The sequence below is a fragment of the Rufibacter glacialis genome, from assembly GCF_008271745.1.
GTDB classification, from domain to species: domain Bacteria; phylum Bacteroidota; class Bacteroidia; order Cytophagales; family Hymenobacteraceae; genus Nibribacter; species Nibribacter glacialis.
In genome coordinates, this window is sequence record NZ_VKKZ01000022.1 from 405,578 (window position 1) to 428,045 (window position 22,468).

The following is a 22,468-nucleotide window of genomic DNA, read 5'->3' on the forward strand; positions in this document are numbered from 1 at the left end:
AAAGTACCCTGAATCTTGAGGTCCAGGGAAGACCCAGAGAAAAGCCCCGCTGAATTCTTTGATCGTGGTGCTTGGCAGGGGACCTGCTTCTAACACACCTATTGCTTATAACCGCTTACCTCTACCAACTTAACAAACTTATGTATGAAAGGTAACAGTACCCAAAATCCAAGATCACTGATTTCGCTTCTCCGGAAGCCAGAAATCTTGAAACTAGCTATGTTGCTGGTGGTCTCTCTGCTGATGGGTGTACAAGCCATGGCGCAGAGCCTTACTGTAAAAGGGAGAGTCACTGATTCCTCAGGAGGAGGCTTGCCCGGGGTAACCGTGCTTCTCAAAGGAACCACCACCGCCGCACCTACTGATGTAGAAGGAAATTACTCCATCACAGTCCCTAACGGCACCGGTACCCTGGTCTACTCTTTCATTGGATATGTCACCCAAGAGGTAGCCATCAACAACAGAAGTACGGTGAATGTCACCCTACCCACCGACCAGCAGACCATTGAAGAGGTAGTAGTGGTGGGGTATGGTACCCAGAGCGCCGAGGCAGTTACCGGTTCGGTTGCTTCCATCAAAGGAGAGGAACTGCGGGAGGTACCTGCGGCCAATATTTCCCAGGCTCTGCAGGGGCGTTTGCCAGGCGTGGAGTTCTCGCAATCCTCCTCTCAGCCGGGTGCTACCATGCAAATCAGAATCCGGGGGGCACGTTCCCTCAATGCCAGCAATGACCCATTGGTGGTACTAGACGGAATTCCTTTCGCCGGTTCAATCGGGGACATCAACCCAAATGATATTACCAGTATTGATATCTTGAAAGATGCCTCTGCCACCGCCATTTACGGTTCACGCGGTGCCAACGGCGTGATTTTGGTCACCACCAACCGGGGAAGACAAGGGCAGGAAGCCAAACTGAGCTACAACAGCTTTGTAGGCATAAAAGATGTTTTTGCCAAATACCCTATGATGAACGGTGCTGAGTTTGTTGCCCTTCGCAAGGCGGCCCGTATTTACAACAACGCCGTGGATGAAGCGGATGATGTGGACACGGATTGGCAAGACCTGCTGTACAAAAAAGGCATGGTCAACAGTCATGATCTGGGTGTAGCCGGAGGTACTGAAAAAGGGAGCTATAATTTCAATGCCGGGTACTACAATGAGAAAGGGGTAATCCCCACCCAACAATACACCCGTTATTCGGTTCGTGGTTCCCTTGACCAGGGGGTAGGGAAATACCTCCGGTTGGGCTTCACCACTTATAATACCTATAGTGTTTCTGAAGGTTCAAACGTAGGTCTTTACGGCATTTTGAGCATGTCGCCTATTGCCAATCCCTATAAGGCAGACGGCACCTGGAAAAGAACCGTGAAGATGCCACTTGATGAGCAATGGGTGTTTTCAAGAGACATTGTAGAAGATTTAAGTGACAGCTGGTTAAGCGAAACCAGAGCGTTCGGAACCTACAACACCATGTATGGGGAGATCCAAATCCCTGGCATAGAAGGTTTAAAGTATCGTGCCAACCTTGGCATTAATTACCGTCAGAGCAACGGTGGGGCCTATACTGCCCAGGGCATTGGCAGTTCCACTGCCACCACTCCCTCCACTGCTTCGGTTAGTAACTCCCATACCACTGACTGGACCATTGAAAACCTGTTGACCTATGACCGCACCATTGCTGAGAAGCACATGATTAACGTGGTTGGTTTATACTCTGCCTCAGAAAGCAAATTCAACAGATCACGCATGGCGGCCAGAGATATTCCTTCTGATGCTTTCCAGTTCTACAACCTGGGTTTGGCTGCCGGTGAAATCACTGTAGCCCCTGGTGACCAGCAATACTGGAAGAGTGGATTGATGTCCTGGATGGGCCGCGTGATGTACTCCTATGATGACCGCTACATGTTGACGGCCACTGTACGGTCAGACGGTTCTTCCAGACTGGCTCCAGGACACAAATGGCATACCTACCCGGCCATTTCAGTTGGTTGGAACATTGCCCGCGAGTCCTTTATGGAAGGGGTGAGCCTGGTGAACATGATGAAACTCCGGGCGGGTTATGGGAAAACCTCCAACCAGTCCATTGATCCCTACGCTACCCTTGGTCGCCTGAGCACCAGACCTTATAACTTTGGTCCTGATAACTACCAAACCGGGCTGTTTATAACCGAACTGCCCAACCCTAACCTAGGATGGGAATTCTCTGAAACCTTCAATTACGGGTTAGACTTCGCTCTTTTAAATAACCGTCTTTCCGGAACGGTGGAGTACTATGTCACCAAAACCAATGATATCTTATTGAGAGTAGGTCTGCCGGCTACCACAGGGGTGGGGAGCTACGTAGCCAACATTGGCAAAACCCAGAACAAGGGGGTGGAACTCTCCCTTAATGGCGTGATCCTGGACAACCTGAACGGCTGGACCTGGGAAGCTGGCTTCAACATGTATGCCAACCGCAACAAACTGGTAGCCCTGGCCGGCGGCCAACAGCGCGATGAAGGGAACTGGTGGTTTGTGGGCCATCCGATCAATGTGATCTATGACTACGAGAAAGTAGGCCTATGGCAAGCCGAAGACCCCTATAGAAATATTCTGGAACCAGGAACAGATGACCAGATAGTAGGTACCATCAAGGTGAAATATACCGGCGGGTTCAATCCTGATGGAACCCCTGTTAGAAGAATAGGGCCTGACGATCGCCAGATCATGGACGTGAATCCTGATTTCCAGGGAGGCTTCAATACCCGGGTTTCTTTCAAAGGGTTTGACTTAAGCGCAGTGGGGGCCTTCCAGGGCGGTGGTCTTCTCAATAGCACGCTGTATGGGTCGTCTGGGTACCTCAATATGATGACCGGCCGCCGGGGGAACGTAAAGGTAGACTACTGGACGCCAGAAAATACCGATGCCAAATATCCTAACCCTGCCGGGAAAAGAAGCGGCGATAACCCTAACTACGGCAGTACCTTGGGGTACTTTGATGCCTCTTATCTGAAAATACGCACTATTTCCCTGGGGTATAACTTTGATAACAACAACTGGTTGAAAGGGGCTGGTTTTGATAGACTGCGGGTGTACGCCACGGCCCAGAACCCATTCGTGTTTTTCTCGCCTTATAACAAAGAATCAGGCATGGACCCTGAAACCAACTCCTTCGGTAATGAGAATGCGGCAGTGCCCTTGTCTGATAACCTGAGACGTTTGTTGACTTTAGGTACAAACTCACCTGCCACACGCGGTTTCCTGGTTGGTTTAAATGTTACTTTCTAAAAAGAATTCAATGAAACGATATCTTAATATAAAAGCCTTTGTAGGAGCAGCCGTGATCTCCATGTTTTCAGTGGGGTGCTCAGATATTCTGGAAGAGGAGCCACGTAGCCTTTATACCCCCGGATTTTTCCAAACGGAAAGGGGTATCAACGGCGGAATTACCTCTATGTATGCTCACTTGCGTTACATTTACGGGCAAGCCTACTATTACAACGCAACCCTGACCGGTACTGATGAAGTGACCTATGCCAGTGATGCCGACGAGAACTTTAGAGTCATGGACCTTTCTAACCAAGGGGCCCTGACTTCTACCAACAGCCGGGCCGATGTTCTGTGGGGAGCTGCCTTCCCTAACATCAACACCGCCAGCGGGGTCATTGAGAATGCCACCACCATGGGCACTATTTCGCCAGCGCTTATTGCTGAAGCCAGATTCTTCCGCGCCTTTGATTATTTTCAACTGGTGCAAACGTTTGGGGGAGTGCCTCTGGATCTAGGCAATGGGGAATTGAAGTATAACCCCAATCCAGCGAGAACCTCTGTGCGTAACACGGTACCAGAGGTATATACCAAAGCCATCTTCCCGGATCTCCTGCAGGCCATCACCGACTTGCCAGAAAGAGGCCGTGTAACTGGTGGTGCTACTAAAACACTGGCCCGTCTTTATTTGGCAAAAGCTTACCTGACTTACGGTTGGTGGCTCCAAAACCCGAACAATATCCCTACTTATCCTGCCACTCCGCGCACAGACCCTAACGGAAAGGATGCGCAGTGGTATTTCCAACAAGCCTATGATATAGCAGTCACGGCTATCAACAATCCAGGTCCTTTTGGGTTGCAACCTACTTACTATGATGTGAACGTGGGCTCAAACGACAGAAACTCGGAGATTCTTTTGTACGCGGACCATACCGAGAAAAGCGAGTTTTACAATGGAGGTAGCCTTACCTTCGGGAGTGGCGGTGCCCCGGATAACTTTGCGGGCTGGATGATGACCTGGAACTATACCAACATCAGGAGCTATACCAACGCCAACGGGACGGGACCTTTTAGCTCTGTCCAACGGGAAGCTTCTCAAGATTTAGGACGTCCCTGGACCCGTATGGCGCCCACCATCAACGTGATCCAGAACACATTCGCCGACAAAACAAATGATTCCCGTTACGACGGAACCTTTACCACCGTTTACCGGGCCAACTGGCCAAAAGCTGGCGGTACCGTAGCCCCGGTGCTGTATAACGCCAACCTTTTGCCAGTACGGCCGGGTGAACCAGTCTTGACTTTCCTGAATGAAGAACCAGCTACTGCTATTGCTTACCCGTCTGGGGCAGGTAGAAGCAACATTGGAGCTGGAGAGGTACCCGGAAGAGCGGATTATGTGATATCGCCCAATGGCATAAGCCGGATCGTGTATCCTAAGCTTTGGAAACTTGGTACCTACCGAACCGACAATGGCACCGGATTAGGGCAGCCGAACGCGGGCAGCACCCGTCCGTTCAACATTGCCAAATTCTCTGAACTGTACTTCATCGCCGCCGAGGCTGCCGTGAAGGGGGCCACTACCCAGGCCGGTAAATCCGCCAGAGACCTGATCAACGTGCTCCGGGCCAGGGCCGGTAAGTGGCGTTTTGACAACAACGGGAATATGGCTAAAGTAGCCGACAATAGCGCTGCTATGGTAGCGGCTACCCCGGCCACCATTGACATCAACTACATTCTGGCAGAACGTTCGCGTGAGTTCTATGGCGAAGGGTACCGTTGGTTTGATTTGGTACGCACGCAAAAGTGGAATGAACTCGCCACCACCTACCGCATTGCCGGAAGTACCTACGGAAACCATACCCCTGTAACAGTCACTCGTACCATTAAACCGGAACACTACCTGCGCCCTATTCCGCAAAGCCAGTTAGACGCCATGAACATGACCGCCGCAGAAAAATCCAACTATCAGAACCCAGGCTATAACTAAACCTCTACCTCCTGCCTGCTTGTCCTTTGCGGCAGACAGGCAGGAGGCTTTTTTTAAGGTACAGGGCTTCCGTGGTACTTTAAGTAAATCACAAGAAAAGCAGCCTGCCTTATGAAGATGGGCAAGGGCCGGAAACAGCTTGGAAGAAGAAGTTTCCTGAAATATAATGGAAGGGCGGAGCGGCAAGTTTGGAAACAGAGCTTGCCGTTTTTGTCTTTCTGGAGAAAGGCCCGTCTTAGAAGGGATTTCTCTGTCTTGCCCATACATAAGGAAGGTACCCACTGACGAGGGGAAGGAGAGGCTTTCTGAAAAGTCTGCTGGGTTTTTCTTCGGGTAATCAATAAAAAATTAAACGTTAGAACATGTCATTACTGCAAAGTTGGAGATGGTACGGCCCCAATGACCCCGTTACCCTGCAAGATGTGAAACAGGCCGGTGCCACGGGTATTGTAAGTGCTTTACACCATATCCCGCACGGGGAAATGTGGCCCTTGGCCGAAATCCAGGAGCGCAAGCGCATTATTGAGGAAGCCGGGCTTACCTGGGCTGTGGTAGAAAGCGTACCGGTGCACGAGTCCATCAAAACCCGGGCCGCAGATTGTGAGCTGTTTTTAGAAAACTACCGCCAATCGCTCCGCAACCTGGCAGCCTGTGGCCTGCACATCATCTGCTACAATTTCATGCCCGTGCTGGACTGGACCAGAACCAACCTGGCCTATGAACTGAAGAACGGGGCCAAAGCCCTGTACTTTGACTGGGCAGACTTGGCGGTCTTTGATCTCTTTATCCTGAAAAGGGAAGGCGCAGCCCAGGACTATGCCCCACCCGTGGTGCAACTGGCCCAGGAAAGAAGTAAGACGTATTCCCAGGAAAAACTGGAGCAGCTGAGCGAGATCATCCGGATGGGCGTACCCATGGAAGGATTCATCACCCTGGAGCACCTCACCCAGAGCATCAGCATCTACAAAGAGATTGGCCACGCCGGCCTGCGGGAGAACCTGGCTTATTTCCTTGAGTCGATTATGGGCGTTTGTGAGGAAAACGGCCTGAAAATGACCATCCATCCAGATGACCCCCCGTACCCCATTTTAGGCCTGCCCCGCATTGCGTCTAACAAAGAAGACCTGCTCTTCATCCTGAAAAGGGTAGACCGCGCACCCAACGGCATCTGTTTCTGCACGGGTTCCTTAGGGGCTGGCGGCCATAACAACCCCGTTGAAATCCTGAAAGCGGTAGGGGAGCGGGTGTACTTCGCGCACCTGCGCAATGTGTTGAAAAACCACCAGGGCAACTTCTATGAATCTGACCACCTGGCCGGCGACGTGGACATGTATGGGGTGATGCGGGAGTTGGTCAGAATCAACCAAACCCGGCCAGAACCCATTCCCTTCCGGCCCGACCACGGGCACCAGATGCTGGATGACCTGCACAAGGTGACCAACCCTGGGTATTCGGCCATTGGTCGCCTGCGGGGTTTAGCGGAGCTGAGAGGCCTGGAAATGGGCATTGAGCGCACCTTATACCCTGCCCCTTAAACAATCGCAGAATCCGCCCCAACCTGCCTGAATTTTACGTGTTTTTTGAAAATCAGGCTATTAACAGATGGCCACTGGGCAGGAAAGGGGAGCCTGAAAGCACCTCCGCCAGCTACTGGCGTTTTTAAGCACTTACGTTTATGGTCCATTTTAACTGAACCTCCCTCATGCGTACTCTTCCTCAAAACCATGCCCGCAGAATGAACCAGTTGTTACGCAGTTGGCAAAAAATCCTATTCCTTTTTATAGGACTTTCCATCACGCCGGCCGCCTTCGCGCTGGATGATGTTTCCTATGTCTTTTTCCAAAAGAAGGCCAATTCCTTCGCGCTCGCCGAGGGCGGGAAAAGCGCCCCGTTCTACATCAGTGACCGGGATCATGCGGGAGTGATCAGGGCCTTGCGCGATTTCCAGGCTGATCTCAAGAAAGTGACCAACGCTGAACCGTCCTTGACGGTGGGCGGAAAGATGCCGAAAGCCCGCACCATGGTGTTGGTAGGCACCTTGGGCCAAAGCCCGCTCATTGACCAACTGATGAAAAGCAAGAAACTGGATCTGAAAGAGCTGGCCGGTAAGTGGGAAACGTTTGCAGTGCAGGTGGTGAAGAAGCCCATGAAAGGCGTAGAAGAGGCCCTCGTGATTGTGGGCAGCGACAAACGCGGTACCATCTACGGCATTTATGACGTGTCGGCTCAGATTGGCGTCTCGCCTTGGTATTGGTGGGCTGATGTGCCGGTCAAGCCCCAGGCGAACGTGTACGTGGCCGAAGGCCGCCACACCAAAGGCACCCCCGCCGTGAAGTACCGGGGCATCTTCATCAATGACGAGGCTCCGGCGCTCTCCAACTGGGCCAGGGAGCAGTTTGGCGGCTTCAACCACAAGTTCTACGAGAAGGTGTTTGAGCTGATTTTGCGCATGAAGGGCAATTACCTGTGGCCCGCCATGTGGGGCAGCGCCTTCAACGACGATGACAAAATTAACCCGCAGGTAGCTGATCTGTATGGCATTGTGATGGGCACCTCTCACCACGAACCCCTCAGTCGCGCCCACGATGAGTGGCGGCGCTACGGGTCCGGCCCCTGGAACTACAGCACCAACCCAGAGAAACTGCGCGAGTTCTGGAAAGGCGGCATCCAACGCATGAACGGGTACGAAAGCATTGTGACCGTGGGCATGCGCGGCGACGGCGATGAACCCATGAGCGAGGAAAGCAACATCGGGCTGCTGGAGCGCATTGTGGCCGACCAACGCAAGATCATCTCTGAGGTGACGGGCAAAGATGCCTCCCAAACGCCGCAGATTTGGGCCCTGTACAAAGAGGTGCAGGACTACTATGACAAAGGCATGCGCGTGCCCGATGATGTGACCCTTTTGCTAGCCGATGACAACTGGGGGAACATCCGTAAACTCCCCAAGGTAGGCGAGAAACAGCATTCCGGCGGCTACGGCATCTATTACCACTTTGACTACGTGGGCGGTCCCCGGAACTACAAATGGCTCAACACCAATCCTATTGCCCGCGTCTGGGAACAGATGCACCTGGCCTACCAGCACAAGGCCGACCGCATCTGGATCGTGAACGTAGGCGATATCAAGCCTATGGAGTTCCCCACCGAGTTTTTCCTGGACTATGCCTGGAACCCGGAAAAATGGCCTGCTGACCGGCTGGCAGAATACACCAGGCGATGGGCCGAGCGCCAGTTCGGTCCGGAACACGCCCCCGCCATTGCCCACCTCCTGGCCAGATACACCAAGTTCAACGGCCGCCGCAAACCAGAACTGCTGGCCCCCAACACCTACAGCCATACCAACTACCTGGAGGCTGAGACGGTGGTCAGGGAGTACAACCAACTGGCCGAAGAGGCGGAGCGGATTGCCAAGGCCTTGCCTGCCCAGTACCGAGACGCCTATTACCAGCTGGTGCTGTTCCCGGTGCAGGCCAGTGCCAACCTCAATGAATTGCATATCACCACGGGCCGGAACCACTGGTACGCGCAGCAAGGCAGGGCCACCACCAACGACCTAGCGGACCAAGTGAAACGCCTCTTTGACCGTGATGCCGCCCTCACCCAGGTGTACCACAAAGAAATAGCCGGCGGCAAATGGAACCACATGATGTCGCAGACGCACATCAGTTACACGTACTGGCAACAACCGGAGAAAGATGTCCTGCCGGAGTTGAAGCAGCTTTCTTTGCCGGTTGCGGCTGAGATGGGCGTGGCCCTTAAGGGAACCGACAAATGGTGGCCACAGGAAAAAGGAGAAGCCGTTTTACCTGAGTTTTCCCCTTTCCAGACCCAAAACCACTACCTGGAGATCTTTAACCGCGGGCAGCAGCCTTTTACGTATTCCATTCAGACCGGAGCCCCTTGGCTGAAGGTGTCGCACCCAACTGGTACGGTGGCCAAGGAGCAGCGCGTGGGGGTGACGGTGGATTGGGCCCAGGTTCCGAACGGAACCCAAAGGGAACCCCTGACTATCACCAGTTCCACCGGTAAAAAAGTGGTGGTGCAGGCAGTGGTGGTTCATCCAAAAGACCCCAACCTTCGGCAGTTCAATGGTTTTGTAGAGAGCAACGGCTATATTTCCATGGAAGCGGACCATTTTACCCGCGCGGTAGACGCAAACAACATCCAGTGGAAACGGATCCCGGACCTGGGCCGCACGGGATCAGCCATGACCACCTTTCCGGTGACCGCTCCCAGCCAGACACCCGGGTCCGGCAGTCCGCACCTGGCCTATCAGGTGTACCTGCACCAAGGGGGCGAGGTGAACGTGCAGGTATTCTTATCGCCTACCCTCAACTTCCACAACACGCAGGGCCTGCGCTACGCCATCTCTTTTAATGAGGAGCCCCCGCAGATCATCAACATCCACGCAAACAAGACAGAAGGGGAGTGGAACCGCAACGTGGCCAACAACATCAACCTCACCATCTCCAGGCATCAACTCAAGAAGCCAGGGGAGCAGGTGCTTAAATTCTGGATGGTAGACTCAGGCGTGGTGTTGCAGAAGATCGTGATTGACGCCGGTGGCCTGAAACCCAGCTACCTGGGGCCTCCGGAAAGCATGAATCCAGCGGCCAAGCCAGTAGAATAACGTTTTAGGCCTGATTTCTTTAAAACGGCTTAAAAACCGGCTGGAAGGAAAGAAGGAAATAAGGGATGACTGATCAATGGTACTTAGGCTTCGGCTTGTAAGGAAAAGCAGCCTCTAAACCCTTCGATGGCGCTGAGCTTACTTCCGGGTCTTGTAATCCTGGGAAGTCACGGAAGTAACCTCTGCGCTATTGCCGATGTAGGCTTTACCAAGGAAAGGAGAATGGAAACCCATGGAGAAAGCCACCCGAGAGATTCCGCTTAAACCTAAGAGATTTTCCAAAGGTGCCAGTAAATTTAATTGATCTTCAGCGGAAAGGAATTTCCACAAAAGATTTGTATACCTGTTTCAGCCTTTGTTTTAAGAAAAGAAGCCAATAAATAGAATTTGATCCTCAGTTAAATAAATATGTTAAATAAAATAAATCTTAGGTCTACAGGTTACCTGCGGCGAACGCTATCTCTGGTGGTGGTGGTACTTCTGGCGCTGTTTGGGGCTGTTTCGGTTAAGGCGCAGCAAAAACAGGAGTTCCAGAACCCGATCTTCCCGGGTTTTTACCCTGACCCCAGCATCTGCCGGGTGGGGGAGGATTATTACCTGATCACCTCCACGTTCGCCTATTTTCCGGGTGTGCCCATTTTTCATAGCAAAGACTTGGTGAACTGGACGCAGATTGGGAACATCCTGGACCGTCCAGAGCAGCTGAACCTGGCGGGGCATGACGTTTCCCGGGGCATTTTTGCGCCCACTATCTCCTACAAAGACGGCACGTTCTACATGGTGACCACCCTTATTGACAGAGGTGGCAACTTCGTGGTGACGGCCACCAATCCGGCCGGGCCCTGGTCTAACCCGCACTGGCTTCCCAACGTGAGCGGCATTGATCCCTCGCTCTTCCATGATGAAGACGGGAAATCGTATATCATGTACAATTCAGAGGCCCCGGATAATAAACCCTTGTACGACGGGCACCGCACCATCCGGATGTTTGAGTTCGACCTGAAGACCATGAAAACCGTGGGGCCGCAGCATTTGCTGGTGAACGGGGGCGTGGATCTGTCTAAGAAACCGGTCTGGATTGAGGGGCCGCACATCTACAAAGTGAACGGGTATTACTACCTCATGGCCGCCGAAGGGGGTACCAGCGTCAATCATTCTGAAGTGATCCTGCGCAGCAAAACGGTTACCGGACCGTATGTGCCCTATGAGAAGAACCCCATCCTGACCCAGCGCCACCTACCTGCCAACCGGCCCAACCCTGTTTCGGCCACCGGCCACGCGGACCTGGTGCAGACCCAGAAGGGCGAATGGTGGGCAATCTTCCTGGCCACGCGTCCTTACGATGGTCCCGGTGATTACTACAACACCGGCCGCGAGACCTTTCTGGCGCCGGTGACCTGGCAAGACGGCTGGCCCATCATCAATGCCGACCATGACCTGGTGCAGTATTCGTACCCAGTACCCAACCTGCCGGCCCAGATGACCCCTGCTTTCCCGCTCACAGGCAACTTCACCTACCGGGAAGACTTTGTATCTGGCACCTTGCCTATGTACTGGCTACAGCTTAGAACCCCTGGTACCACCTGGTACAGTTTAAGCCAACCCAAAGGAAAGCTGACGCTGCAGGTGCGGCCCGAGAGTTTCACGGAAAAAGTGAATGTCTCTTTCCTGGCCCGGCGGCAGCAACACCTCACGGGAAGCGCCAGCACCCAACTGGAGTTCCAACCCGAAAAAGCAAACGAGTTTGCCGGCCTGGTCGCTTTCCAGAACAGCCAGCACCACTACGCCCTGGGCAAGACCAAAAAAGGCCAGGAGGCGGTGGTACAGCTCTTGAAAGCTGACCAAACGGTGCTGGCTGAAATTGCCTTGTCTAAAAAAGAAAGCCGGAAACCGCTTTTCCTTAAAATTGAATTCAACCGAGACACCTACGCTTTTTATTACAGCACCCAAAAAGGCAAATGGCGCCTGCTCAAAGGAGACGTAGACGGCAAATACCTCAGTACTCGTGTAGCCGGGGGCTTTGTAGGCGTGACCCTGGGCATGTACGCTACCTCCCATGGCCAGCCTTCCCAGAACAAAGCCGCTTTTGATTGGTTTGACTATGAGGGCAAGGATGCTACCTATGCACGACCTGAGGTGTCACAAAAGCAATAGGTTTTGATAAGGAATTCCCCTTTCAGGGCTGTTTTTAAAAAATAACACCTAATTGTCGGTACAGGAGGCAACCTCTGCCTTCAGGAGGTGTAACATGAAAGAGCGGTCTGCAGCCGTTTCAGAAGGTAGGGGAGGTTCTGCCTAAATAATTGAGTATAAAGAAGTAACTAAACTACAAGCATATGAAATTTTTCATTGACACAGCCAATCTGGCTCATATCAGAGAAGCCCATGACCTGGGAATCCTGGACGGCGTCACTACCAACCCTTCGCTCATGGCCAAAGAAGGCATCAAAGGCGAGCAGGCAACTCTAGACCACTACAAAGCCATCTGCGAGATAGTGGACGGTGACATCAGTGCCGAGGTGTTGTCCACAGATTTTGATTCGATGGTGGCCGAGGGCAAGATTCTGGCGGCCTTGCACCCCAACATTGTGGTGAAGGTTCCCATGATCAAAGACGGTCTCAAGGCCATCAAGTATTTCACTGACAACGGCATCAAGACCAACTGCACCCTCATTTTCTCTGCGGGACAAGCCATTCTGGCGGCCAAAGCAGGGGCCACTTACGTTTCCCCTTTCCTGGGCCGGGTAGATGACATCGGTTGGGACGGGGTGGAACTCATTGCCCAGATCGCCAACATCTTCGCCATCCAGGGCTATGACACCCAGATTCTGGCAGCCTCTATCCGCAGCTCCATGCATATAGTCAAATGTGCCGAAGCCGGCGCCCATGTCTGCACCTGTCCGCTGGAGCCTATTTTAGGGCTGCTGAACCACCCGCTCACCGCCAGTGGCCTGGCCAAATTCGTGGCAGACGCTGAGAAAATGAAAGAGATCATGCAGGAGCAGGCGTAGTCCGCACCTTTACTTTTTGATGCCAGTTTTTGCTTAGATCCAGAAAAGGGCACTTAAAACAAACTCTGTAAATCAGGCTCCGAAAGAGCCTGATTTTTTTATGGCTTTGGTCCTTCTATTTCTGTATGATTCTCCCCTTGAGGGAGATAAAGAGGGGGTATTTACACAGGAGAGCACGCATTGCAGTCTGTTTCAAAGAGGAAATCGTTCTTGATACTTCCTTGAACTGGTTAACGGGAGATGCGTGTACCAGCAGATGTAAACACCCCTCTTTAGAGCTGCGCTCGCTGCCTCAAACTCTCGTTTGGGCAATCCTCAAGGGGAGAATCTATTGAATCACCCGCAGCAGGGTTTATGACTAGTATTTATGGCTTTTAAACTCTGAGCCTGTTTAGTAAAGAAACCGCCACTAACTACTCTTACCCTTGCTGCGTGTTTTCACCAGCAAGCGAAAAGGCTTCTGCGTCTGGATTGTTGGTCTCTGGGAACACCAACAAGGACGGCTGAGCTGTCTATTTTGTTCAGTACTAAACAGGTCCTCTATTAGTTCATCAGTTTCCATTTATACACAAACACCAAAGTACTTGCTACAAAGTAATTAGGAATAGAAAAAGGGCTGTCTCTCCTAGAGGCAGCCCTTTTTGGGTATTTACATGAAAAATCAATAAAAGTGTTCCCTTCTTTGACAGAGGAGAAGAGAAACGGGTGACTAGATATAGCGGTTGATGAGGTTCTCCATGTACTCCTGGCGGCCGCTTTTCACAGCTGGTTCCCCTTGCTCCAAGGCGTAGGCGCGCAGGTCTTCCAAGGTCAGTTTGCCTTGCTCAAATTCCTGGCCTTTGCCGCTGTCAAAAGATGCATACCGCTCTTCCCGCACCTGGCGGTAGTCTGATTTCTGCAGGATATTGTCGGCGGTGATCAGGGCGCGGGCAAAGGAATCGGCCCCTCCGATGTGCGCGTAGAACAAGTCAGCAGGATCTGTGGAGTTTCTTCTGATCTTGGCATCAAAGTTTACGCCACCACCTTGCATACCCCCGGCCTCTAAGAAGACCAGCATGGCCTCGGTCAGTTCGTTCAGGTTGTTCGGGAATTGGTCAGTGTCCCAGCCGTTTTGGTAATCCCCGCGGTTGGCGTCTACTGAACCCAATACGCCGGCATCAGCAGCAACTTGGAGCTCGTGTTGGAAGGTGTGGCCGGCCAGGGTGGCGTGGTTGACCTCAATGTTGATTTTGAAATCGCCCAGTAGATCATGCTGGCGCAGGAAACCGATCACCGTGGCGCAGTCATAGTCATATTGGTGCTTGGTGGGCTCCATGGGCTTGGGTTCAATGAAGAACGTGCCTTTGAACCCTTGGGCACGGGCGTAGTCTTTGGCCGAATGCAGGAAACGGGCCAAATGCTCCTGCTCACGTTTCATGTTCGTGTTCAACAGGGTCATGTAGCCTTCGCGGCCGCCCCAGAACACGTAGTTCTCGCCGCCCAGGGCGATAGTGGCATCCAGGGCACCTTTTACCTGCGCCGCCGCATGGGCCAGCACGTGGAAATCTGGGTTGGTGGAAGCTCCGTTCATGTAGCGCTCGTGCGAGAACACATTGGCCGTGCCCCACAGCAGTTTTACCCCGCTTTCAGCTTGTTTTTGCTTCGCGTATTCCACCATGGCCTGCAGGCGGCGGTCGTTTTCCTTGATATCATTGCCATAGTCTACCACGTCTACGTCATGGAAGCAGTAATAGGGCAGGCCCAATTTGGTGATGAATTCAAATGCGGCATCCATTTTGGCCTTTGCGCGGGTGATCACGTCAGAGCTCTCGTCCCATGCGAAGTTCAGCGTTGGCCCCCCGAACGGGTCTGAGCCGTTGGCGTTGAACGAGTGCCAGTAAGCCACCGAGAACTTGAAATGGTCTTTGAGAGTTTTCCCGGCCACCACGCGGTTTTCGTCATACCAGCGGTACGCCAAAGGGTTGTCGGTCTCGGGGCCCTCAAATTTTATCTGTCCTATTCCTTTGAAATACTCTTTTTCTCCTACTGTTAGGTTTGCCATGGCTTTGCGGTTATGGTTGGAAAATTAGTTGTTCAGTTGTTTTTCAAGCAGGGCCTTCCAGTCCTGGAAAGCTTCCTCATACGCGGGGGACTGCGTGGGCTCAATCACCTTCAATCGCTCAAAGCGGCTAAAGGCTTCCTGCGCAGAGGCGAAGGTCTGGGCCCCAATGCCCGCCCCCAGGGCTGCGCCCACGCTGCCGTCGTTCTGGTAGAGTTCTACCGGTACGTGGGTGGCGTTCACGAAAGCCTCGGCAAAGAGCGGGCTCAGGAAAAGGTTCGCCTGCCCGGCCCTGATCACCTGCGGGTTCATGCCGTTCTCGCGCATGATGTCAAGCCCGTACCGGAAGGTGAACGCGATGCCCTCCTGCACCGCCCGGAACACGTGGGCCTTGCTGTGCAGGTTTAAATCCAGGCGGTGGAACTGCGCCCCCAGAATGCGGTTGTTGAACACCCGCTCTGCCCCGTTCCCGAAGGGGAACAGGCGCAGGCCCTGGCTCCCGATGGGGGTATTGAGTGCTTCGTCGTTCATCTGCGGGTAGGAGAGGCCGTGGCCCAGGTTCTCCTTGACCCAGCTGTTCATGATGCCCGTGCCGTTGATGTTCATGAGCACGCCCACCCGCTTAGAGGCTGGAGAGTAATTCACGTGCGCGAAGGTGTTCACCCGCGACTGCGGATCAGATACCAGTTGGTCGCTCACGCCGTAGATCACGCCGGAGGTTCCGGCCGTGGCCGCCACTTCACCGGGGTTGAGCACGTTCAAAGACAGTGCGTTGTTGGGTTGGTCCCCAGCCTTGTAAGTAACCGGAATACCTGCTTTCAAAGACAAGGCCGCCGCCACTTCCGGCTTTACCTCGCCGTGCGAAGAGAACAAGGGCCGCACCTGCGGGATGATCTCTTGGCTAAAGCCGAAGAAGCCCATCACATCCTTAGACACCTCGTCTTGCTGGAAATCCCAGAAAATTCCCTCCGACAACGCCGACACGCTGGTGGTGATCTCGCCGGTCAGTTTCATGGCCAGGTAATCACCGGGCAGCATGATCTTGTGGATTCTGTTGAACGTTTCCGGCTCGTTTTCCTTTACCCAGGCCAGTTTGGCGGCCGTGAAGTTACCCGGTGAGTTGAGCAGCCGCGTCAAGCTTTGTTCCTGCCCAATGTGCTCTAGTGCTTGCTGGCCGTAGGGCACCGCCCGGCTGTCGCACCAGATGATGGATTCCCGCAGCACCTCCTGGTGCTGGTCTACTATGACCAACCCGTGCATCTGGTACGCGATCCCGATGGCCCCGATGTCCTGCGGATCATAGGCGCCCGTGGCATTGGCTTTTAGGATGGCTTTCTGCGCATGTTCCCACCACATCTCCGGTGCCTGCTCTGCCCAACCGGGCTGCCGGGAATTGATTTTTGACTCAGTTTCCGGAAACTGGGCCGAAGTCAGGGCTTTCTGGGTGGCAGCGTCTACCACTGAGACTTTGATGGAGGAGGTGCCTACGTCTATTCCAAGTAAAAGCATATGCCGAGAAGGGGTTAAAGCGAAACGTGCGAGTCAGATTCTTTACGTGGCCTGACCAATTCTTATCTAAATCCAATGGTTTGTGCCAACGTTGGCATAAGTTTACGGTTTATTTTTTACATTCGAAAATAATGTGCCGGGGAATTAACAAAGATGCTCAAATCTGCTACTAGGGAAGGGGGCAGTTCAGTAGGTCCAGCCGGGAAAAGGACAAAGCATTCTTCCCTCCACAGTTGGCAAATGTGCTTCTGCATGAGGGTATTGGTTGGTTCTTTTGGCCTTCCATTTAGTAAAGTGCAAGCGAAGGCGCGAATAGGAGTACCGGGAAAGTGGGTTCAGAAAGTGATTTGAGTATCTTTGCCTTTATATTACCAAAGCCTTGAAGCGAACTACCATACATGACATAGCCCGGGAACTGGACGTGACGTTCTCCACGGTGGCGCGGGCCTTGAATGACCACCCGGCCATTAGTGTGGCCACCAAGGCGGCAGTGCTGGAAACGGCCAAGCGGCTGAACTACCAACAGAACAAGCTCGCCTCCTCGCTGAGGTCGGGCCGCACCAACGTCATCGGGATTATTGTGCCCAGCCTGGACACCAGCTTTTTCAGCTCGGTGGTACACGGCATTGAAAAAGTCATGACCGACAATGGCTACAGCATCCTCTTATACCAGACCGGCGAATCGCTGTCGCAGGAGCAGAAAGGCATAGACACGTTCCTGCAATCCCGGGTTGACGGGATTATATCGTCGGTGTCCAGTGAGGCCGAAGGGGCGGGTTTCTATGAACAGATCTGCAAGCGGCAGGTACCGCTGCTTTTCTTTGACCGCGCCATTGGCCAGTTGCCCGTTCCCTCGGTGACCATCAACGACTACCAGGCGGGGTTTGTGGCCACGGAGCACCTGCTCCAGCAGGGATACCGCCGCATTGTGCACCTTACCTCAGACCAGGACCTTACCATTTTCAAAGAACGGTTCAGGGGGTATAAAGCGGCCATGAAACAACACGGGCTGCCGGTGCCCAAGAAAATGACCTTGAAGGGAAGGCTTTCATTGGAATTCGGCAGGGCCTCTGTGCAGCAACTTCTGGACGAGAAAATACCATTTGACGCGGTGTTCGCGGCCGAGGACTATACCGCCATGGGCGCTTTGCAACTCTTGCTGGAGAAAGGCATTAAGGTGCCGGAACAGGTAGGGGTAATGGGGTTTGCGAACGAGGCCTTTGGGGCTTTCGTGACGCCGTCTTTGTCTACGGTAGACCAGCAGACCGTGAAAATGGGGGAGATGACGGCCCAGCTTTTCTTGAAACTCATTGGGGAGAAAGACTACTATAAAGCTGCCCAGGAGCACATTGTGTTAGACCCTATCCTTATTCCCCGCGCGTCTTCCCTGCCAAAATAGCACATTTGGCAGCACTTCGTTTGGCCGGTACTTTTAAGAAATCAAGTAGTAAGCACCCTTTCCAGTTTCTGACCTTTTTTGAAAAAGAAGGGCAGGAACCGGCTGTTTCTTCGTGCTTCAGCTTCCATGGGAATTCCTGCTCTTGGCTACGATTATGCCTTGGTAAGTTTTCAGGGTAATCTATAAATAGTAGTCTGTGCCGATACTTAGACTAGAGGAGTGCTCATTCAGACGGCCAGGGCTTATCTTAAAACCTATGTTAAGTAAAACTGGGTTGAAATAATTTGCTGGGTACAGGCGAAAGGGAATGAGGGAAACTTCCTTAATTTTGCCTTGATATGGGGTTGAAGATAACATCGTTGGCATCGGGGAGTAACGGGAATTGCTATTACATTGGCAATGAAGAGGAGGCGGTGCTGATAGACGCGGGAATTTCGTGCCGCGAAACGGAGGGGAGAATGCGGAGATTGGGCCTTTCCATGACCCAAGTGAAAGCCATCTTTGTTTCCCATGAGCACTCCGACCATATCAAAGGACTGCCGGTGCTGGCCAAGAAATACCAGTTGCCGGTGTACATCACCCCGGGTACCTACAATCGGCTTCGGTTTGGGTTGGATACCCAGTTGCTCCGGTCTTTTTCGGCTTATGAGCCCGCGCAGGTAGGCAATCTATCCATTACCGGCTTTCCCAAGCGGCACGACGCCGCCGACCCGCATTCCTTTCTGATCTCAGCCAATGGCATCAACGTGGGCGTGTTTACGGACATCGGATCGCCGTGCGACCACGTGATCCGCCAGTTCCAGTTGTGCCATGCGGCTTTTCTGGAGACCAATTATGATGAGGAAATGCTGGAGAATGGCCGTTACCCATACCACCTCAAAGCCCGGATCAGGGGCAACCACGGGCACCTTTCTAACCGGCAGGCCCTGAACCTGTTTACGGGCTACAAACCCAGCTTCATGAGCCACGTATTGCTGGGCCACCTTTCCAAAGACAATAACTGCCCCAAGCTGGTGCAGAACCTTTTCTCTACCCACGCAGATGGCACCCAGGTAGTAGTGGCCTCGCGCTACGAAGAGACTCCTGTGTTCACCATTGAAGGCCCACCCGTTCTACTCCAAGTTCCACCTCTCCAGGAAGTCCAGAAAGAGTCTGTTCCTGCTCTCAAGGTTTCCAGGCGCAAGCCCAAACAAGCCCCTTCCCAACTAACCCTAGATCTTTTCTAAGAACCTGCTGCTGTTTCTGACCCACCTTTTTTCAGTTGTTTTTTGAAAACAGCCTTAAAACCCTTGGTTGTCTTTTCCTTTTTTAAGGAAGGCAAGGGATTATGCGGCCTTTATTCGGGCGGAATTAACAAGACCCCGTCTATTGCTACTCTGGAAACAGGGCTTTTTCAATTTGAAGGGAGCGCTGTCTAGCTTGCGGATTGGTAGAGACGCATGATAATTCCCTCAGTAGAAGTAGGTAAAGTCTGCCCCAATCATGGGTGCCGCCTCACTTCTTACGCATTTTAGCCAACCCTAGAATTGCTTCCTACGTTTTGATACCCATGTACCACCTATTAAAAACGAAATAAAACCATGGATGCATCAAACTTGAAAGAAAAAGCCGATAACTTTAATCCAGAACATAAAGAAGGACCGGTAGCACGTACCATTGAGGAGTATACTGCCAAGTTACCTTCTGACCTTTTCCTGTGGGCCGCTCTAGGCTCAATGGCGGTTTCCGCTACTCTGAAAATCATGAAGAAGGACGATGAAGCCTTGTTCGTAGGACAGTGGCCCGCTCCTTTCCTATTATTAGGCCTTTACAACAAGATCGTGAAAGTGGAAGGCCACGAAGGCGAGAAACGCGGCGACAAACGCCCAGGCGGAGCAGGAGGAGGAAATTCCTAATCAGCTTCAGCTAAAACAGAGAAGGGGAGGCCACGGCTTCCCCTTCTCTGTTTTAGGGCTGTTTTTGAAAAAAGGCATTAAAACCCATTTTTCTAAATGTCTTCTGTATGGGACCAGTTTTCCATCAATAGAAAGTTTTGTTCCTGAGTTTACCATCCTTGCGGCCGCTTTTTGGTGCCTCTGATGGGGACCGCCGAGAGCGGATCATCGGGCCAATGGTGCTTGGGATAACGGCCACGCAGGTCTTTGCGCACGTCAAAATACCCGCTGCTCCAGAAGCTGCTCAGGTCCCGGGTTACCTGTACCGGGCGCGAGGCGGGGGAGAGCAGGTGCAGCAGCACCGGCACGGTGCCTCCGCCAACGTGGGGTGTGTCCAGCATCCCGAATACTTCCTGCAGCCGCACGGCCAGCACCGGGGTGGTTGGGTGTGAATAATCCAGGGGAATACGGGAGCCGCTGGGTACCTCCAGGTGCGTAGGGGCCAGCCGGTCCATCTCCTGCCGCTGCTCCCAGGAAAAATCAGCCAGCAGAATCTCCTTGAAATCTAACCGGGCCACTTGCTCCAGGGTTCTCAAGCCCAGCAGGTGCGGCAACAACCACTCTTCCAGGGTCATTTGCAGCTTGTTTTCTGAAAAGTCGGGCCATTGGGCGGGGGATTGGTGGTGCAGGAACGCCAACCGCCGCAACGTCTTTAGCGCTTCCTCAGACCATGGCAACCGGTCCACCCCTTTTTCCTGCAGGGCCTGCAAAAGCGCCTGGGCTACCAACTCTGGGTCAGGATTCGGCAAAGCCGATTCCTGCAAAGTCAGGGCCCCCATTCTGATGATCTGCCGGGCCACTACTTTCTCAGTAGCGGCCTCCCACCGTACTTCGGCCACGCGCTCTAGTTGGTCCGAAAAATGGGTCAGCAATTCTTCCTTCCGGACCGGGGCGGCCAACAGCACCCTGGGTTTGGTGCCTAGTTCCAGGTGCGCGATAGCGTAAAACTCCGCTTCCCCCAATTGTTCGGTGGGCAAGGCGGCCCGTTGCCCCGAGATAAGCCTGACTCTACCCGAGGTTTCACGCTGCGCCAGGCGGTCTGGATAAGCCAGGGCCGTCAACAAGCCGGTGGCGCTGATGTCCAAAGGCGCTCTTTTCTCTCTGATCCGTTGCCGCAGGTTCTGGGCCTGCTCCCTGATTTTACGGAGGGTGTTGGCATCAACGGCATACCCCGGGGTGGGCGGCGACTGCCCATCCAGGAGCTCCAGGCGCAAGGCGATATCCGGCAGAGGGTCAGACCAGGAAAGTTGCAGGGGCCGGAGGATATCCCGGTCCGACAGGAGGGCGGCCAGATCACAGGCCGTGGTGCCCAGCCCCATGGCTTGGCCCCGCACCACCAGATGCCCTAGCCTAGGCGACAAACCTAACGCGGCCAGGGCTTTCCCATGAGCGGTGGCCTTGCCGGAAGGATCCAGCGCCTGGAGCCGCACCAGTAAGTCATGAGCCAAGGAAAGTGCCGGGGCCGGGGGCATATCCAGCCATTTCAGGTCGCTGGCGTCCTGGGCGCCCCAGATCGCTAATTCCAGGGCCAGGCCGGTGAGGTCCGCTTCACAGATCTCAGGGGTAAGGCGGTCGGCGAGTTGTAATTGGTCAGCCGACGTCCACAGGCGGTAGCACACGCCCGGGCCTAAACGGCCTGCCCGGCCCCGGCGCTGATCGGCGGCGGCCCGCGAAACCGGAATGGTGGCCAGGGTAGTGAGCCCAATGCGCGGCACGAATTTAGGAACCCGGGCAAATCCGCCGTCAATGACCACTTTCACGCCCTCTATGGTCAAACTGGTTTCGGCGATGCTGGTGGCCAGCACCACCTTCCGCCTTCCGGCGGGGGCGGGCCTGATGGCGGCCAATTGTTGGGTCAGGTTCAGGTCGCCGTGCAGCAGGTGCAGGTCAACAGAAGAGGCCAGTTTTCCCTCCAAGGCTTGCGCTACCCGGCGCATTTCACTCATGCCGGGCAGGAAGACCAGCATATCCCCCTCGGCTTCCTGCTCCAGCGCCTTCCGGATGGCTTTGGGAACGAGGCCCACCAGGCGTTCAACGGGTCTGGGCCCTACGGCGGCCAGTTCAGCCGGGGAGAGGTAGTGGGTTTCCACCGGGAATTGCCGGCCTTCGCTCTTAATGATGGGGGCTTCAAGCCAATTGGCTACCAAGGCGGTGTCTAAGGTGGCACTCATAACCAACAGCCGCAGGTCGGGTCGCAGAATGGCCTGGGCATCCAGCGCCAGGGCCAGACCCACATCAGCTTGTAAGCTGCGTTCGTGGAACTCATCAAAGATGATGGCTGCCACGCCTTCCAGACCAGGGTCGCTCTGGAGGAGGCGGGTAAGGATGCCCTCGGTCACAACCTCAATCTTTGTTTTGTCAGAGACGATGTGCTCCATGCGCACCCAGTAACCTACCGTTTGGCCTACTTCCTCACCCAGGAGGTCAGACATGCGCTGGGCCGCCGCCCGGGCCGCGAGCCGCCGGGGTTCCAACATTAGGATCTTGCCCCCCTGGCGCCACTCAGCTTCCAGCAAGGCCAAAGGAACCAAGGTGGTCTTTCCGGCCCCGGGGGGCGCTTCCAACACGGCGCGGGTATTGGTTTCCAGGGCGGTTAAGAGCTGCGGCAAAGCTTCCTTAACCGGTAAGCTGGGTAAAAGGGGAAGGAGAGAGGTAGCTGACATGCGGCTTCAAATTTCCGGATTCTTCCGGTAACCTGTCCTGTACCG

The 22,468-nt window shown here is 53.8% G+C and carries 12 protein-coding genes; 9 read left to right on the forward strand and 3 right to left on the reverse strand.

What is annotated here, in order from left to right:
- Positions 1–144 precede the first annotated feature (144 nt).
- The 6 genes from FOE74_RS15425 to fsa all read left to right on the forward strand — a co-directional run bounded on the left by FOE74_RS15425 (position 145) and on the right by fsa (position 12,880).
- A complete protein-coding gene (locus tag FOE74_RS15425) occupies positions 145–3,267 on the forward strand; it encodes a SusC/RagA family TonB-linked outer membrane protein (protein ID WP_149099519.1) in 3,123 nt (1,040 codons plus the stop codon).
- Positions 3,268–3,277: 10 nt separating this feature from the next.
- Entirely contained in the window at positions 3,278–5,236 is a 1,959-nt protein-coding gene (locus tag FOE74_RS15430) for a RagB/SusD family nutrient uptake outer membrane protein (protein WP_149099520.1), read from the forward strand.
- Positions 5,237–5,598: 362 nt separating this feature from the next.
- A complete protein-coding gene (gene uxuA, locus FOE74_RS15435) occupies positions 5,599–6,771 on the forward strand; it encodes a mannonate dehydratase (protein ID WP_149099521.1) in 1,173 nt (390 codons plus the stop codon).
- A gap of 200 nt (positions 6,772–6,971) precedes the next feature.
- Positions 6,972–9,869: a glycosyl hydrolase 115 family protein gene (locus tag FOE74_RS15440; protein WP_149099639.1), complete on the forward strand. Its 2,898-nt coding sequence runs from the start codon at positions 6,972–6,974 to the stop codon at positions 9,867–9,869.
- Positions 9,870–10,277: 408 nt separating this feature from the next.
- The gene (locus tag FOE74_RS15445) at positions 10,278–12,023 is read left to right on the forward strand and encodes a glycoside hydrolase family 43 protein (RefSeq protein ID WP_149099522.1); all 1,746 of its coding nucleotides are present in this window, start codon (positions 10,278–10,280) and stop codon (positions 12,021–12,023) included.
- Positions 12,024–12,205: 182 nt separating this feature from the next.
- Positions 12,206–12,880: a fructose-6-phosphate aldolase gene (fsa, locus tag FOE74_RS15450; protein ID WP_149099523.1), complete on the forward strand. Its 675-nt coding sequence runs from the start codon at positions 12,206–12,208 to the stop codon at positions 12,878–12,880.
- A 709-nt stretch (positions 12,881–13,589) separates the two neighbouring features.
- On the opposite strand, the gene xylA is transcribed toward fsa, so the two are convergent.
- Both xylA and FOE74_RS15460 read right to left on the reverse strand, forming a co-directional pair.
- Positions 13,590–14,921, reverse strand: a complete 1,332-nt coding sequence (gene xylA / locus FOE74_RS15455; protein WP_149099524.1) for a xylose isomerase — start codon at positions 14,919–14,921, stop codon at positions 13,590–13,592.
- A gap of 24 nt (positions 14,922–14,945) precedes the next feature.
- A complete protein-coding gene (locus tag FOE74_RS15460; protein WP_149099525.1) occupies positions 14,946–16,427 on the reverse strand; it encodes a xylulokinase in 1,482 nt (493 codons plus the stop codon).
- 379 nt (positions 16,428–16,806) lie between these two features.
- Here FOE74_RS15460 and FOE74_RS15465 point away from each other — a divergent pair, with 379 nt between their 5' ends.
- The 3 genes from FOE74_RS15465 (at position 16,807) to FOE74_RS15475 (ending at position 19,721) form a co-directional block, all read left to right on the forward strand.
- Positions 16,807–17,826 (forward strand): LacI family DNA-binding transcriptional regulator, encoded by a 1,020-nt coding sequence (locus FOE74_RS15465; protein WP_149099526.1) that lies wholly within the window; start codon positions 16,807–16,809, stop codon positions 17,824–17,826.
- A gap of 338 nt (positions 17,827–18,164) precedes the next feature.
- A complete protein-coding gene (locus FOE74_RS15470) occupies positions 18,165–19,052 on the forward strand; it encodes an MBL fold metallo-hydrolase (protein ID WP_149099527.1) in 888 nt (295 codons plus the stop codon).
- 354 nt (positions 19,053–19,406) lie between these two features.
- A complete protein-coding gene (locus FOE74_RS15475; RefSeq protein WP_149099528.1) occupies positions 19,407–19,721 on the forward strand; it encodes a hypothetical protein in 315 nt (104 codons plus the stop codon).
- Between the two features lie 149 nt (positions 19,722–19,870).
- Here FOE74_RS15475 and hrpB read toward each other — a convergent pair whose 3' ends face one another.
- Complete coding sequence (gene hrpB, locus FOE74_RS15480; RefSeq protein WP_149099529.1) at positions 19,871–22,423, reverse strand: ATP-dependent helicase HrpB; 2,553 nt, start codon at positions 22,421–22,423, stop codon at positions 19,871–19,873.
- Between the last annotated feature and the right edge of the window lie 45 nt (positions 22,424–22,468).